The 16,168-nt window shown below is 35.5% G+C and carries 14 protein-coding genes; 1 reads left to right on the top strand and 13 read right to left on the bottom strand.

The genetic code is table 11. The features are described from left to right. Position 1 precedes the first annotated feature (1 nt). The 13 genes from B176_RS0117870 to B176_RS19965 all read right to left on the bottom strand — a co-directional run bounded on the left by B176_RS0117870 (position 2) and on the right by B176_RS19965 (position 14,165). Entirely contained in the window at positions 2–901 is a 900-nt protein-coding gene (locus B176_RS0117870) for a glycoside hydrolase family protein (protein ID WP_017260209.1), read from the bottom strand. Between the two features lie 75 nt (positions 902–976). Then, positions 977–1,786 (bottom strand): phytanoyl-CoA dioxygenase family protein, encoded by an 810-nt coding sequence (locus tag B176_RS0117865; RefSeq protein ID WP_017260208.1) that lies wholly within the window; start codon positions 1,784–1,786, stop codon positions 977–979. A gap of 201 nt (positions 1,787–1,987) precedes the next feature. Next, a complete protein-coding gene (locus tag B176_RS0117860; RefSeq protein ID WP_017260207.1) occupies positions 1,988–2,647 on the bottom strand; it encodes an acetyltransferase in 660 nt (219 codons plus the stop codon). 3 nt (positions 2,648–2,650) lie between these two features. Next, positions 2,651–3,265: a class I SAM-dependent methyltransferase gene (locus B176_RS0117855; RefSeq protein ID WP_017260206.1), complete on the bottom strand. Its 615-nt coding sequence runs from the start codon at positions 3,263–3,265 to the stop codon at positions 2,651–2,653. After that, positions 3,258–3,956 (bottom strand): WbqC family protein, encoded by a 699-nt coding sequence (locus B176_RS0117850; RefSeq protein ID WP_017260205.1) that lies wholly within the window; start codon positions 3,954–3,956, stop codon positions 3,258–3,260. The genes B176_RS0117855 and B176_RS0117850 overlap by 8 nt, the downstream gene beginning before the upstream one ends. Then, positions 3,953–5,230, bottom strand: coding sequence for an ABC transporter ATP-binding protein (locus tag B176_RS0117845; RefSeq protein WP_017260204.1), 1,278 nt, complete (start codon positions 5,228–5,230; stop codon positions 3,953–3,955). The genes B176_RS0117850 and B176_RS0117845 overlap by 4 nt, the downstream gene beginning before the upstream one ends. Further along, positions 5,221–5,442 (bottom strand): hypothetical protein, encoded by a 222-nt coding sequence (locus tag B176_RS0117840; RefSeq protein ID WP_017260203.1) that lies wholly within the window; start codon positions 5,440–5,442, stop codon positions 5,221–5,223. Before B176_RS0117840 ends, B176_RS0117845 begins: the two co-directional genes overlap by 10 nt. 185 nt (positions 5,443–5,627) lie before the next feature. Further along, positions 5,628–6,389 carry an FkbM family methyltransferase gene (locus B176_RS20490; RefSeq protein ID WP_017260202.1) on the bottom strand — a complete coding sequence of 254 codons (762 nt, stop codon included), beginning with the start codon at positions 6,387–6,389 and terminating at the stop codon, positions 5,628–5,630. Positions 6,390–6,397: 8 nt separating this feature from the next. Continuing rightward, on the bottom strand, positions 6,398–7,261 hold the full coding sequence (locus B176_RS0117830) for an ABC transporter permease (protein WP_017260201.1): 864 nt from the start codon (positions 7,259–7,261) through the stop codon (positions 6,398–6,400). After that, on the bottom strand, positions 7,262–10,153 hold the full coding sequence (gene asnB, locus B176_RS0117825) for an asparagine synthase (glutamine-hydrolyzing) (RefSeq protein ID WP_083852758.1): 2,892 nt from the start codon (positions 10,151–10,153) through the stop codon (positions 7,262–7,264). It abuts the gene before it with no gap. 107 nt (positions 10,154–10,260) lie between these two features. Next, positions 10,261–12,693: a GumC family protein gene (locus B176_RS19970; protein WP_017260199.1), complete on the bottom strand. Its 2,433-nt coding sequence runs from the start codon at positions 12,691–12,693 to the stop codon at positions 10,261–10,263. A 6-nt stretch (positions 12,694–12,699) separates the two neighbouring features. Further along, complete coding sequence (locus B176_RS0117815; RefSeq protein WP_017260198.1) at positions 12,700–13,485, bottom strand: polysaccharide biosynthesis/export family protein; 786 nt, start codon at positions 13,483–13,485, stop codon at positions 12,700–12,702. A 170-nt stretch (positions 13,486–13,655) separates the two neighbouring features. Continuing rightward, positions 13,656–14,165 (bottom strand): helix-turn-helix transcriptional regulator, encoded by a 510-nt coding sequence (locus B176_RS19965; protein ID WP_017260197.1) that lies wholly within the window; start codon positions 14,163–14,165, stop codon positions 13,656–13,658. 574 nt (positions 14,166–14,739) lie between these two features. On the opposite strand from B176_RS19965, the gene B176_RS19960 reads away from it, so the two are divergent. Further along, on the top strand, positions 14,740–16,168 hold a 1,429-nt coding region (locus B176_RS19960), incomplete at its 3' end, for a hypothetical protein (RefSeq protein WP_193372317.1).

Here is a 16,168-nt window from a genome sequence, read left to right as displayed (position 1 = left end):
TTTAACTCTTTAGTACCGCTAAACCTATTCCAGATTTACCATAGTCATTTCCGTTATACAACATAAATCTTGTTTCGCGATGATCAAAAACATAGGGATAACATACCATTTCAGAATCCCAACCTTGCGGAGAAACGGAAAGACCATATTTTTTAATGTTGTGTTTCCAGATTAAGCCATCATTGCTTTGGGCATAGCCTATTCTGTAGGTTTCTCCCGTTCCAGACCTAAAAGAATACCACATGTGGTATCCGTTTGAGTCAATAATCACTGTAGGTCTAGAAAATGCTTGTAATTTGCCTATTTTATATGGTATTGCTAAGTTATGTTTTTCCCAATGATTTCCATCGGGAGATGTAGCATACTTGATTACATGTAGCATTTCTCCATTTTCTGTTTCCCAAGTAATCGTTGACCCGTACCACATTTTATAATTTCCCTCATGAAAACAAACAAAGGGGTAAGAGAGACTAATTGGATCTATTTCATCTAAAGCCATAAAAGGTTTTTCTGAATCCAATTCTAAATTAAGGGTCTTATTTAATTTTAATCGCCCAATGTTTCCTCTCCAATGTTGGTTTTTGGGGACTTCCCAACCCATAAAAAGCATATACATTGATTTGCCTATATTGTATATGTTTCCAATACTAACTCCATGTGAATAAAACGTATTGTCATGGCCATACTTGAATATTGGTGTCCGATCATCCTTTATAACTATCTTTTTGTTGAGATCAAAGTCGAAAAATGCAACTGAAGATTTGTTGTTCTTATCCCTACAGCTATAAAAAACTCGATATATATCGCCTTCTAAATGAAAAGGTAGAGGATTAGCGGCGTGTGAAAGATTCTCAAAACAACCACCTATAGGATGATAAATTACACCTAACTTTTCCCACATGAGTCTTTATATGAATTAGTTTAAAATCAATTTAATTATGCCAGTTTCGCAATTTGACAGATAGTGAAACTGCATTTAAATTATGTGTTTTTCCAATCTATTATTCCTCCATTCAGTGTCATTAGAGGCACTTTTGGATTGATATCCTAAAAATTTGGAAAGAAACTCATTATCTGAATATTTGCCATTTAAAGCGAAAGGTAAATCAATTTGTTGTTTTAAGATTGGAACAACATATACATTATTTATAGCTCTTCTTATAAAGCTTGATGAATTATATCCGGCTTTATGAAATAACATTGAATCAAATAAAATTACTGACCCTGCCTTCGCCACTATTTGCCTACAGTATTTCTCCACATAATGCGCTGTGGGAATAGATTCTACTCTATGAGAATATGGTAAAACAAATGTGCCACCAGATTCATTTGTAAAATCATCTATACAGTACAGCGCACCAATTGCCAATGGTTTTGAAATCACGAAATTTTGATAGGGTAAATCTCTATGCCAAGAGCTCTGATGATGTTCTTCGCTTGGTTTATTAATTATTCCATTTTGCAAATGCAAAATAAAATAATCGCCTATTAGGAGTTTTACAAATTCTAAAACTTTCTCATTAGTTGCAATATTTAAAAAAAAAGTATCATATATTAATGGGCATCTCACTAGATTTTGTTCATTAATTTTGATTAAATTTTCTGCTCCAAATTGCGCTTTTTGAGTTTCGTAAATACTGTCAAGTTTCAATCTACAATCTAGCAATTCATCATTTTTTAAGACGTTTTCTAGTACAGTAAATCCATTAATCTGTAATTCTTCAAGATGAATATCTATTTTGCTATTTAATTTAGTTTGGCGATTAACGCCGTATGATTTTTCCATTTTAGACTAAAATTATATTTCATTCTTTTTTACAAAAGGTAGGAGCACTTTAGGTAAACAAACAGGGTACTCATCTAGTTGCCATAATTGATAATCTTTTGCTGTTTTAAGCTATAAAACATTTAATGTTATATATAGTTTACAGAAACTACCATCATAGCAGCGGCATTAGTATTATACTTATAGTGCTTTACTGTAGCTTTAAAAGTTTAATTCATCACTTTTTTTCTTAAATAAGGTTGTTTGAGGAGGTAAATATACCCCCTTTTCTATTGTCTTTTTACTTATAATAGCACCTGCCGCTAGTATCGTCTCTTTGGATATGACCACGTTATTATGCAAAGTTGCATTAACTCCTATAAAACAATTTGAATGAACTTCACAATGCCCAGAAATAACCACATGAGAACTTATAAAGTTATGGTCATGTATAATTGAGTGATGACCGATATGGTTTCCGCTCCAAAGGGTAATGTTGTTTCCTAATTTTACAAAAGGTTGTATGGTATTGTCCTCTAAGATAAAACAGTTATCTCCACATTCATATTGCGACAAATAAGAGCATTTAGAACTGATGTAGGAAACTAAATGGTAACCTTTTTTTTTAACTTCGTTGTATTTTTCTTCCCGTACCTTATTAAGCTTCGCGTAGCTTGTGGCAATAAATATTTGATAATCTGAAGGAGGATAACGTTCTGACAATTGTTCAAAATCTACCACCGGCTTTCCCTCAAATTCGTCAGTAGTAATATAATTTTTATCTACTGTAAATGCAACTACCTCATGTTCCGTATCAATATCAAAGTAGTAATTAGCTATTTGGGCAATGTCACCAGTTCCAAAAATTATTATTTTTGCCATAATTTATTTTTTAACAATAATGGAAAATTCGTAAAGATTATAATCATGTAGTAATGCTACGTTCTTTGCATAATTCTTTTTGCAATGCTCGAAGAAAAACTCCGGTTTTGCGTAGTACAAATATTCTTTCATCAGCGGCTTATCTGAGTAACTAGTTAGCATATTAAATGAAAAACCTTTAGTTGATGCTTGGTTTAATTGTTCTAATGTATCAAGGATTAGCTTAAGCCACTCAGCCTCTTTAGTGTCTAGTTTAACATTAAAAATGCCGCTAGCAATAGCGTAATCATATTTTAGAAGGGGGTTTATTTTTGTAAACCATTGTACTCCGTCTGAATTAGCTAACTTTGCTTTATTAATCATCTCTTCCGAAATATCAAATCCAGAGTATTGAAAAGAGTAATCCTGATTTTTTAAAAACTTGTACAAAGAGCCAAAACCACAACCATAGTCTAATATCGAAAACTCTTTTTCTTTAAACACTTTACAAAGCTGTTCAAATCTTAAATATTGCGATTCCTCCCCATTCCAATCCACACCTTTTGGCGTAGCGCCGTATTGTTTGATTTTTCCAGTATAATACTGGTCTATCTGTTCTAAGATTTCTTTACTAGCCATTTATATTTGTCTTTAAGAAATTTTTAGCATTACTACCTTGATTAAATATAAGATCTAGAACAGATACTCCATGTTCAAAAGGGGAATATAATTGAGGATACTCAGGGTAATTCGAGTAGTCGAAATAATGAACTCCAATATTTTCCTTATTGAATTTCGCCTCTTCCATATAAGTTTTAGCGGCTGGGCCAGAATAATAATCGGTACCATTTAATTCTTTACAGATATTCACTAAACGTTGTGTTCGTTCCTCGTGTAGATTAAAATGCGTTGAATGTACTATGGTTGTTTCAATACCCAAAAACTCATTTATTTTTTCTATGAAATAAAGGTTAATTTCCGTTAAATATAAAAAGTTACATTCAGAATATAGGGATTCCAACCAAGTGATTATCTCTTTATAATGTGGAGCGTTTTTGTAGCTGGCTTTTAAAATATTTAAATGAGAATTATTCCAATTTTTATCGGAAATCATGGTTTCATTAACTTTCTGAAAATATTTCCCTTTTACTTCTACTGGAATAGAAAGCCATTTTAATCCTTTTTCAGTTTTAATCAAGTTTCTATTTCGCCAATCTCGTTTAGTGTATTGCATATCATCATATACAACGAAAATATCCGTTGAAGCTATTGCATCAAAATATCCTTTCCAAGGAATGTAATTGGATTGGGTTATTAAAATTTTCTTCATGGTCTAGATAGCTCCTTTACGCTCCAGGCAAAATTAGTTCTTATGAATCCATTAACTTTCCCCAGATAGCCTGTCTCTCTTTCAATATCTTTAACTTCAAATATTAAAAGTTCATTTTTTGCATATAATCCAGACATGGTTTGCGTGTGAAAGTAAATATTTACGCTGTAAACATCATCGTTCAAAAAATTACCGGGTAAATGACAAGTCAATTCGGTTTCTTGATTTGATGGAATTATGAATTTTTTACCCGAGCCAAAAATAGTGTCTCCCTTTAATGTTTTTAAATCATATCCAACTGAGATTACCGAATCGTTTGTGAAATTTAAGACTGTGAATTTGAGATTAATTTTAGAATTAATGTCTATAATAGTTGACTCCGGTTCGCCCTCTGCAAGTTCAACAGAAGCGGTTAATATTCTTATTTTAGAATTACCGATAGGGTTTGTGATCGAATTAAACTCAATCGATCTTGTTGAGGTGGAACTTAGGTTGATATAGTTTTTAACAACTTTTTCAACAGCTCCGCTAGTTTCTAAAAAACCACTATTTAACAAAATACCATTATTGCATAAAGTTTCTACCGCAGTTAAATTATGACTTACAAATAAAATAGTTCTCCCTTCTCCCTTACTCACATCATTCATTTTCCCCAAACATTTCTTCTGAAACTCTGCATCACCCACTGCTAAAACTTCATCCACAACCAAAATTTCAGATTCTAAGTGCGCCGCAACGGCAAATGCTAAACGGACATACATTCCAGAAGAATAGCGTTTTACCGGGGTGTCAATATAGCGTTCTACACCGGCAAAATCTACAATGGCATCAAAGTGTTTTTTGATTTCTGCTTTACGCATGCCTAAAATTGCACCGTTTAAAAAGATGTTTTCTCGGCCAGTTAATTCTGGATGAAAACCTGTGCCCACTTCTAATAGACTAGCCACTCGTCCTTTAACTTTTACAGAACCAGTAGTTGGAGAAGTCACCCGGCTTAATATTTTCAACAAGGTGCTTTTGCCTGCTCCATTACGCCCAATGATTCCCACAGCATCGCCTTGCTCAATCTCAAAGTTAATATCTTTTAAGCTCCAGACCATATTGCTTTCGCCTTTGGTGGTACGGTCATTAGTCTCGCCAATTTTTAAAAAGGGATCTTCTTTTCCGCGTACTTTATAAGCCCAACGTTTTAAATCGTTGGAGAGCGTACCTGTACCAATCTCACCCAATTGATAAGCTTTACTAAGATTCTCTACTTTAATTGCTACCCCCATTTATGATTATTAGCTTTTAATTCCATTACAGCTCGTGTTTTCTTTTGTGGTGTTACATCTTCTTCCTGCCATAATAGTTTTCCAGCGATCTCCGAAAAATCTATATTCCGTGTTCTTGTTTTAGCTTCAAAGTGTAGTTTGAAAACTTTCAGCAATAGCTTTAATGCCTGAAGCTTTTCACTATTATTTGGATATATAATCGATACTTCCACGGTACTAAATTAGTCAAATTTCAATAATTGTTTGTCTAAGCCTCCGTTCCAGACTGACAACCCTAATTTCCAACATGCTTTTTAATCCTTTCGAATTCTCTAAATGAGGAGAAGGGTGTGACGTCCTCGATTCAATATTTAATGAATTCTCATTTCTAAAAAAAGTATACGAAACCAATTCTTATCTATAAAAATTTTTTGTTAACACCAATTATAAGTTCTCCAGCTTCTGTCAATACAAAATTATGCGCTAAAAGAACATCAGTAATAACCTGTTTTTCAATGTAATCTTCATGGATTTCTATTGCGATGACTTTTGTTTTATTTAAAAAAGAAATGTCTCCTTCAAATACCGGTTTTTCTGCACCCTCGATATCTATTTTTAATATATCTATAGTTTCCAAACTGTAATCTTTGATTAGCTGATCTATAGTAACCGTTTCTATTTTATTTTCCGAATTGTTTTTATCAACTAAAAAGGTTTTGCCCCAATCGCTTTCTTCTTGGTAAGAAGGAGTTAAAAAAGTTTTATGTGACCAAACAGCTGAATTTATTGTGGTTAATTTTTTTAGAAATGAAGTATTTCTTTTTAGCGTTTTGAAGTTGTTTTCATCGGGTTCAACAGCATAAATACTTGCCTTTTTAAACGCCTTATGCAGATAAATAGAGGTGAAGCCAACATTTGCACCTAAATCTAAGATATTTTTTATTTCCAATTTATTGAACAAACAAAAATTTACTACCGGTAAATATTGCTCATCTAAAAAAACCTGCAAGAATACTGAGAAATCACTGCTTGGGCTTGGGCGAAGTTTTACAGGTTCAGGAAAAAAAACTTGGTGCCCCCCTTTATTGATTTCAAACTGTATGTTTTTATTGTCTAAATGGCGTATTAGCTTTTTATCAAAAGCTCTGTTTAAAATAAATTGATTTACTTTTTTTAGCATCTTTTTAATTATACAGTGTCCACAAATGTTTTTTCTACTTTATTAAATATAACTAAGCCGAAAAAGGTTAAAGCTAAGCTTACCAAAGTAACATAACCCAAACTGGTCCAAGTAAAACTGCCTTCGCCTAAAAACCCTAATCTAAAGCCTTCAATTATTGGGGTCATAGGATTGTACTCGATCATCCAGGCATATTCCGGATATTTTATAATTGCGGAACTCAATGGATAAATAACAGTAGTAGCGTACATTAACAATTGTACGCCAAAGGTTACTAAGAATGCCAAGTCTCTGTACTTGGTAGTCATAGCAGTAATCAACATCCCTAAGCCTAAACCTTGCAAAGCCATTAAAATAACTAAAAGAGGGAACAGAAAAATATAGGGCGTAATTGTAAAATGAGCACCGTTAAGGTAATAAACACCCATTAACAATAAAAATAAAAGCATTTGAACGCCAAAACGTACCAGATTAGAAACCACTATGCTTAAGGGCATAATTAATCTAGGAAAATAAACTTTTCCAAAGATATTGGAATTGTCTTTAAAAACAGTACTTGTTTTGGTTAGGCAATCGGCAAAGTAGTTCCAAGCGGTAATCCCTGCCATGTAAAACAAAGGCTGGGGTAAACCATCGGTTGATATTCCCGCTAAGCTCCCAAAAACAAAAGTATAAATGATGGTGGTAAAAAGCGGTTGGATAAAAAACCAAAGTGGGCCCAGAATGGTTTGCTTATAAAAGCTAACGAAATCTCTGCGCACCAGTAAGCCCAATAAATCGCGGTAACGCCATACGTCTGCCAAATGCAGTTCAAATAAATGATTTTGTGGTTTAATTTCTAGATCCCACTTTTCCTCTTCAAGCTTTTCCATTTAATTGAGCAATAATGTTTCTAAATTCTTTTTGTACTGGCTATAACCGAAATTTTCATTTACTTTCTCCGTTAACAATATAGGTTGAGTAGAAAGCGGATGGTTTCGGTAATTTTTGATGGCATTGATTAAGGCTTGTTCATCATTAGGGTCAATTAATGTCCCTAATTCTCCACTTACCAACGCATCTACTGAGCCATCTAAATTACCCGCAATTACAGGTAGCCCACAAGCCATGGCCTCAATAAAAACAATTCCAAATCCTTCTTTTTGGCTCGGCATCACAAACAAATCTGCCAGGCTAAAGTAACTACTTATTTCTGCGTCGGGGATAAATCCACACAACTTTACTTCTTCGGCTAAATTGAGTTTTTGAATCAATTGGGTAACGCGTTGGTGTTCTAGGTTGTCATATTTTCCTAAAATAAGGTATTTATAATTTCCCCCTTCTTTCTTCAACTCCGCCAAGGCCGAAATTACCTTATCATAACCTTTATATTTTTCTGAGCTAACCAGTCTTGTTAAGGTAACTAGCACACGCTCATCTAATTGAATATCGTATTTTTCTTTCAATTGCTTAATGATATTCGGCTGCGGTTCAGTTACAAAAAAGGGATCTAAGCTGTTATGGAATACCACACATTTATGGCTGTTTAACTGGTGATGTTCTACCAAATTGTCTTTTGTGAATTCACTTACTGGCAATACCAAATCAGCCTGTTTTAAAAAGGCTTTCTTCAAAAAGCTTTGTTTTCCCCAAACTTCAATTCCATGCGCTTGTAAAACGATTTTGGTTTTCGGGTTTAAAAATTTAATCAATAAGCCCACTAAGGCTAAATTGATATGGCTAAACATGACCACATCACATTTGATTCCTTTTTTTACACTAGCAAAAATGAATGGTAAAAGATTTCCTTTAAACCCTTTGAAACGGCGCTTAGTGATGTATTTTTCATCAGGAGCATCGTCATATAAGCTTTTAGCATGAAAACGAATTAAATGGCTAGATTGAATATCTGTCCCTGCTTTCATCAATACGCGATTGACTTTCTCTATCCCACCGGTATGGCTAAAGGTTTTGAGGGTTAAAAAAAGTGCGTCTTTTTGAGGGAGAAAATTTTCTATTTGTAGCAAAGCATAACACCTGCTCCAATGCAATTTATTTTTTAAGAACAGCGTTCCCAATTTTGCAACTTGCTTGTTGGAGTGTAATGCAATTTTGTTAATATCTGGGTGCGATTTATTCCATTCCTGAAAGGGAAAGGTAAAGCCCATTTTTTTACGCTGGTAAATCTCTAAAGGCAAAATAGCTGCAAAAGAGTTTACCAATAAAGCTTTGGGCAAAGCTCCTTTGAATTTAATTTCCGGCGAAATTTGATGGACCAGTTTTAAAAAATCCTTATCTAAAAAAGGTACCCGAACTTCTACCCCATGTTGCATGCTCATGTAATCGGTATCGCGCAATAGTTGGGAACGCATATAGATGTTTTGTTCTAACCAGCTCACATAATTTTTAGGGGCGATTTTATTCCTGGGGCTATTATAATTCAGATTATTTAGCGCTTCATGAATTTCACGCTCGGTAGCGTCTAACAATTTGCTGATTGTTTTGGGCGTATAAAATCCCCTCAAAAACAGGTAATCGGCATAAGTGCGTTCCTCTTTTAAAAAAAGTAATTTTTTAAGCTTATCATCCGAAAGGTGATCAGCAATATTAAAAACTTGGAGGGGTAATTTCCTTAACGCAATAGCAGTGTCGATTCGTTTGAACGAAGGATAACCTCCGAAAAGTTCATCACCTCCTAAACCAGAAAGCACCGCTTTTAATCCATTTTGTTTGGCACACCTAGAGATAAACCAGGAATTTACCGCGTCATTACTAGGTTGGTCAAAGGCATTTTGCAATTGTGGCAACGCATCTAAGTATTCTTTTTTGGTAATGATGTAATGGGTATGCCGGCTATTGATTTTCTCTTGAATGATCTTTTGATAAAAAGATTCATCATAAGCATTTTCATTAAAGCTGACAGACAAGGTCTGTATCTGTGTTGAGGAATTCTGCGCAGCCAGTAAGGAGATGATGCTGCTGTCGATTCCTCCACTTAAAAATACACCAATAGGCGCATCAGAAATCAAATGTCTTTTTACCGCACTGCTGAGGGTATTGTTGATCAACTGATGAACCTCTTTTTCATCGGTCAAGTTGGAAGTGAACTCGAGCTTTTCAAAGGTTTCGCTAGCTATTTGATGACTGCGTAAATCGTAAGTCAAAACAGTACCCGGGGCTAAGGATTGTACATTTTTTAAAGTAGTATGAGGTTCCGGGATGAATCCGAAAGACAAAAAATAAATTTTCCAGCTGGGGTCTTCCTCAATCAAGAGCCCTGATGCTGCGAAAGCTTTTACTTCACTGGCAAAAATGAATTGATTTTGCTGATGGAAATAATAAAGCGGTTTGATGCCAGCTACGTCTCTAGCCAGAATCAATTTTTTAGTCCGTTGATCAAAAATGGCAATCGCAAACATGCCATTAAAAAGTTCGAAGCATTTAGTATCCCACTCGGCAAAAGCATGAAGAATGACTTCGGTATCAGAATGGCTTTGGAAATGATGCCCTAAGGCGATAAGATCGGAACGTATCTCTTGATAATTATAGATTTCCCCATTGAAGCTGATTTGTAAATGCTGGTAAGCCATGGGCTGATGCCCAGCATTGCTTAAGTCGATCAAGGACAATCGACGATGTCCTAACGCTAAATTTACGTCCTCATCTACAAAATAGCCTTCCCCATCTGGCCCGCCATGTGCCTGCAAATCGCACATTTTTCGGATGTTGTGATTTAGGGTGTCTTTTAAGAAAAAAGGATGGACAATCCCAGCAATTCTACACATGGGTTAAAGTTGAAAGTATAAAGTCGGAAGTAAAAAGACCACTTTAATTTTGTTTAATCAATTCATTTAGCCTTCAGCTTTGAGCTTTCAGCCTTTAACTTTTCCTGTTAGCTGTTCTTTTTCTTTTTGAAGTAGTATTTAGCTTGCCCTACCACATTCCACCAGCTTGGTTTAACATCATCATAATAGCCATAACCATAATAACCGCTGTAATCTGCATAATAGTAATAGCTTTCATAATAGCTGTTGGCATAGTTGGTACTGTAGTAACGGCTGTATAAGGAATCATTACTAAACGCATTCAATATAATCACCATGTTAGAAAGACCAAATTCTCTACTCAGTTTATTAGGGATGGTAGATGCACCAATCCTGGAAACACCTGAACGGATTACAAATATATTAATGTCGGACTGTCTAATCAATGGAACTGAATCGGAAACCAATCCTATTGGCGCCGTATCTATCAGTACATAATCGTATTTGCTAGATAAATAATCAACCAATATTTTCATTCTTTCCGATTGAATTAACTCGGACGGATTTGGAGGGTTGGGACCTGAAGGAACAAAATCTAAGCCTTCCACATGGGTTTGTAGTAAAACATCTTCGATCTGATGTTGATTAGCCAAATAGGTACTCAGTCCTTTATCATTATCCACCTCAAAAGCTTTATGCATTTTAGATTTACGTAAATCTGCCGCAATAATTACCACTTTTTTGTCAATAAGTGAAAGTGTACTCGCCAAGTTGATGGTCATGAAAGATTTACCCTCTCCAGAAATTTCGGAGGTGATGCAGATGACTTTCGAGTTTTTCTCTGATGCCAGGAAGCTCAGGTTTGTACGTACTGATCGGATGGATTCAGCAAAGACTGATTTGGGTTTTTCTAATGAAAGCACCTGTTTATTGGATTTGTCCAACTTAGTAGGAAAAGTTTTTACCACACCGATAATAGGCATACTTGTTAAGGATTCTACCGTTTCCTTATCGTACACGTAAGGATTCATTATTCTTACTAGTAAAATTAAGCCCAAACTCAAAATAATACCAATCAATAGCGCAGACGAATAAACACGGGCTTTTTGAGGTTCAACGGTTTTAAAAGATAATTCAGCTAAATTAACTACACTTGCTCCAGCAGAAATTGCAGATAAGGTAATTTCTGCTTCTAATTTTTTTGAAGAGAGAAGGGTGTATACTTTTTCATTGATATCATAAGTTCGTTGCAAATTAGTTAAGCCTTGTTCGGTTCCTGGTACTACAGCTAGGCTGGCATCTGCACTTCTTAACTCTTGTTCTAAATTTGCGATATATTTGTTCTGCCGCTCTCTAAAACTTTTGATATTTCGGATAATGGCATCTCTAATGTCATAAATCTGTTTGTCCAGTTCTAAAATAGGATTGGATTTTTCATTGTAAGTAACCAGTTTACCCGAACGCTCAATCAATAAGATGTTTAATTTATCTATGAGCCCTTTTAAAAAAGCGCCGGCTTCTCCCTCAATATTAAAATTAAGATACACCTTATCTTGGTTATTCTTAATCTGTTGCTCAAAAATATCCAAATTGATATTTTGGCTTTTTAGGTTCACCAATTGTTCTTGATAATTGGTCATCCTTTTCTCTCGAGAAGAACTATAATAACCAATACTAGAAATTTTATTCTCAACTTTAAAGTCTTTTAATTGATTTTGAGCCGTTTTAAGCTCATTAGACATATTTCGAAGTTGTGAATTGATAAAAGCAATAGTGGAATTGGCTCCACGGCTTTTGGTTTGCTCATCTAAAAAAACGTATTCCTTGACGACGGCATTCACAATATCTTTAGCAAAATAAGGATTTTCATCAACATCACTTATTTGCATGATATTGGTAGTTTTACCTAACTCCCTAACAGATAGTCCTTTTGCTACTCTGTTTATGAAGTCTTCGCTGTGATTAATTTTGAAATAGTAATCTGAAAAATCTGTTTTCGATGAATCTGTCAATATCATCGTATAACCTAATAGGTTGAACATTTCTCCGAAATTCTTTTTAATGCTCAGATTATATTGATCATCCTTCACACTAATTTGGAATTTTTGATTATCTAATTTTTTAAATAAGAAAGAGCCGGTGTAACGTTGCAGACTGTCTTCTTTGATGACTTTTACCACAAATGGCTTAAAGGGGTACATTTCTTTAGTTCGAAAGCGACCGACTATGAAATACGACACCCGATAATCTAAACGATTGATTGCGTTATTAATTAGAATGTTAGACTTAATCACATAACTCTCTGATTCAACAGATTTACCACCACTTGCACCAAAGCCACCTTTAAAAAGAGATGAAATTTCACTGTTTTCCTGTTCTAATTTTACCGAAGCTGAAGTACTAAAAGTTTGAGGGGTATACCACAAATAAATATAAGCGCAAATCGTACAAACAGCTAGTATTGAGGCAATCCAATACCAACGGCTCCATAAAATCTTTAAGATTTTAATATAATCAATTTCTTGGTTGATCTCTTGGTTTCTTTCTTGGTTCAAGTCCATTCCTGACTACTTTAAATTCCCTATAACTAAAAGGGTGTTTAGTATTAAAATTCCGACTGAGGCGATACTACTTATCGGGGCTACATTTTTTGAAAAGACTGAAAACTTGCTTCTTTCTGCAATGATAACGTCGCCGTCTTGCAATATCAGCTTTGGATTCGCCAGCGTATTAACATTTGACAAATCCGCAATTATAAGCTCTGGATTGGCTCTGTCTCCACGAATGATCCTGATTTTTTTTACATTGGCATCTTCGGAAATTCCTCCAGCAAGACCAATGAGGTCAATCAGATCTGTCTTTTGATTTGCCAGGACATAATTTCCTTCTGTTTTAAATGCGCCTAACATTGTTACCGATAAGTTGTTAATAGTCAGTTCAATAATTGGGTTTTTAAATAATGCTTCTCCATATAATTTCTGAATTTTTTCTGTTGCCTCTTGCTTATTCAGACCCGCTACTTTGATATTACTTAAACCAGGCAAAGTAATTTCTCCGTTATTATCTACCTCGTAACTTGCCTTTAAAGACCCAGGAGAACCTAATACTCTAGACCCTAATAGTTCAGGGTCTTGGAGGTTAGTCACACTAATTTTATCGAAAGGCTTAATTCTATATTCGGAATAATTACTTTGTCCGTTAAATATAGCTACTGTTTTCAAAGTGTCAGTATTGAAACTTTTTGGATATTGTAAAATACGGGAAGAGTTTCTTACACTACAAGAGCTCATCAAAACCACCGCTAACAAGCACAAAAAAGAAAGATTTTTCAAGCGGTAAATATTACCATTCATAAGTATATCTGTTTCAGCTTACAATGAGTAAAGCCATTTTGATGCAATAATACCCAAAATTTTTAGAAAGATATATAGAGGGTTATAAAAACAGGCTGTTTTTAAAATGCTTTGCCTTGGAGTAGTTTACGGTTGGTTTATATTTCTTTGTGTGACGAACAGCTGTTTATCTATCGTCGTAAATATATATTAGTGTTATCCTTACTTTCGTGTTTTCTTATTTCAATTAATTCGGGCATTCGTTTAAGTGCAATTTGTATCGAGTTGCCACTAAAATTCCAATTACTAATTTTAAAGAAAACTACTATTTCTTTAATCTCTTTTGGTTGGTCTAAAAATGATGTTTTAAGTAAATAGTTCTTTATACAAAAAACTAATGGAGGTTGGTTTTCTAAAATAATCCTTTTGGTTAGGTCCTTATGATAGACCTTTATCAGCTTTTCTCTATAATAATCAGGAACTTTAAAATTGGACGAGCTTACTTGCTGTAAGTCGAAATGAGTGAAATTCAGAACGTTATTAATTAAGGCGATATTGTAATTAGCTTTTCCATCTTCAATCTTTATTATAGATGATCTTGATATACCTACTAAAATAGCAAAGTCCTTTTGAGATAAACCCAATGATTCTCTAACCAGTTTAATGTTTTTAGCAATAATAAATGTTGAATGTTCTGTCATTCAACAAATTGAATTCGTAAAATCGTAACAAATTGACTTTTATATTTGTTATTTTGTTACGATTTCTTTATAATTGTCTAAGCAAATAATTTTTATAGTTATTTGATAGGCATAAATAAAAGAGTCTCGCTTGCTAAATTCTGACAAATGCAACCGACCGGGACAATAGATTTATGCCCATAGTATATTTTGTGTAATTTTGTGCACTCTATAGCACTATGGGCTCTATTGTAATTCCGTGTCGAAGGTCGTCAGAAGCCTAGCAAGACGGTTTTTAGAGCCTGCTATAGTTAAGCTCTCAACCGCAAAGACTCGTAAAATCTATACGAGCAATGAAACAAACTCATCAAAAAAAGCAAAGTCCCATATCCGTTCTAAGATGGATGTACCATTGGTATGATGGGCAAAAGCAATTATTTTCGTTAAAGATTTGTCCTCCAGACTAAAGACATGGAGTAGGGAGGCGCTCGTTCTTTATAGCTATTAGTAAAATTGTTAATTACGCTGGCCCTACTCTTTTTTTTCAACCAGTTCAGGTTAAATTTCCTTTTTCATATACGATAATTTCATAAAAATGAAGCAAAAAATACATGCTCTAGCCACTGCTTTGGGCGAAATCAAGCAGAAAGCTAAAGGCTTTTTTATGCTTAAGGCAGAAAGCTTAAAGCAAAATGTAATGGATGAATCAAGCAAGAAGCAATTAACACAGGGATTGCCACAGCCCGCTTTGCACAAGTCCCGCCCTTCGGGCTTCGCAATGACGGGTGAGGGAGGAGCTGTGCGGTTTAGTTTAATGCAGAAGGCTAAAAGCTTAAAGCAAAAGGCAGTCGATGGATTAAAGGCGGTGCAATTAACGCAGGGATTGCCACAGCCCGCTTCGCACCAGGCCGACGCTTCGGACTTCGCAATGACGGGTGAAGGAGGAGGTTTGCAGTTAAGGAGTAAACCTAATAGCAATGACCTTTCATTACCGAAAAATTCCGCCTTGTCAGTTGCGGTAAAGGTGAAGAACTTCTTGCACTGCCATTGTAGCAAGTGGCGCAGCGGAGAGTTTTTTGGTGACTTTTTTGCGGAAAAAAAGTTACTAGCCCTTCCGCCGGCAATGAGGCGGGGAGATTTTAATTCAAAGAACAAATCGAAAAATAGGGACAACCGTGAATCAAGCAAGAAGCTATTAAGCAACAGATTGTCGCTTCGCCCCAGCGCAGAGGCTAACGCTTCGCTCATCACAATGACGGGTGAAGGAGGAGCGGTTCGGTTTAATTTAATGCAGAAGGCAGAAAGCAAAAGGCTTAAGGAAGTCGGTGAATCAAGCAAGAAGCAATTAACACAGGGATTGTTACTTCGACCCAGCGCAAGGGCGGACGCTTCGCTCATCACAATGACGGGTGAAGGAGGAGGTTTGCAGTTAAGGAGTAATCCTAATAGCAATGACCTTTCGTTACCGAAAAATTCCGCCTTGTCAGTTGCGGTAAAGGTGAAGAACTTCTTGCACTGCCATTGTAGCAAGTGGCGCAGCGGAGAGTTTTTTGGTGACTTTTTTGCGGAAAAAAAGTTACTAGCCTTTCCGCCGGCAATGAGGCGGGAAGATTTTAATTCAAAGAACAAATCGAAAAAGAGGGACAACCGTGAATCAAGCAAGAAGCTATTAAGCAACAGATTGTCGCTTCGACCCAGCGCAAGGGCGGACGCTTCGCTCATCACAATGACGGGTGAAGGAGGAGGTTTGCAGTTAAGGAGTAATCCTAATAGCAATGACCTTTCGTTACCGAAAAATTCCGCCTTGTCAGTTGCGGTAAAGGTGAAGAACTTCTTGCACTGTCATTGTAGCAAGTGGCGCAGCGGAGAGTTTATTCAATTTGCTTATTGTTTTTTAAAGGCTTTCATGCATCCGCTCCGCTCAAGTTTGGTTACTTTTTTCGGAAAAAAGGAACTAGCCTTTCCGCCGGCAATGAGGCGGGGAGATTTTAATTCAACGAACAAATCGAAAAATAGGGACAACC

The sequence above is a fragment of the Pedobacter arcticus A12 genome (assembly GCF_000302595.1).
Lineage (GTDB): Bacteria > Bacteroidota > Bacteroidia > Sphingobacteriales > Sphingobacteriaceae > Pseudopedobacter > Pseudopedobacter arcticus.
This window is presented reverse-complemented; position numbering and strand designations above follow the sequence as displayed.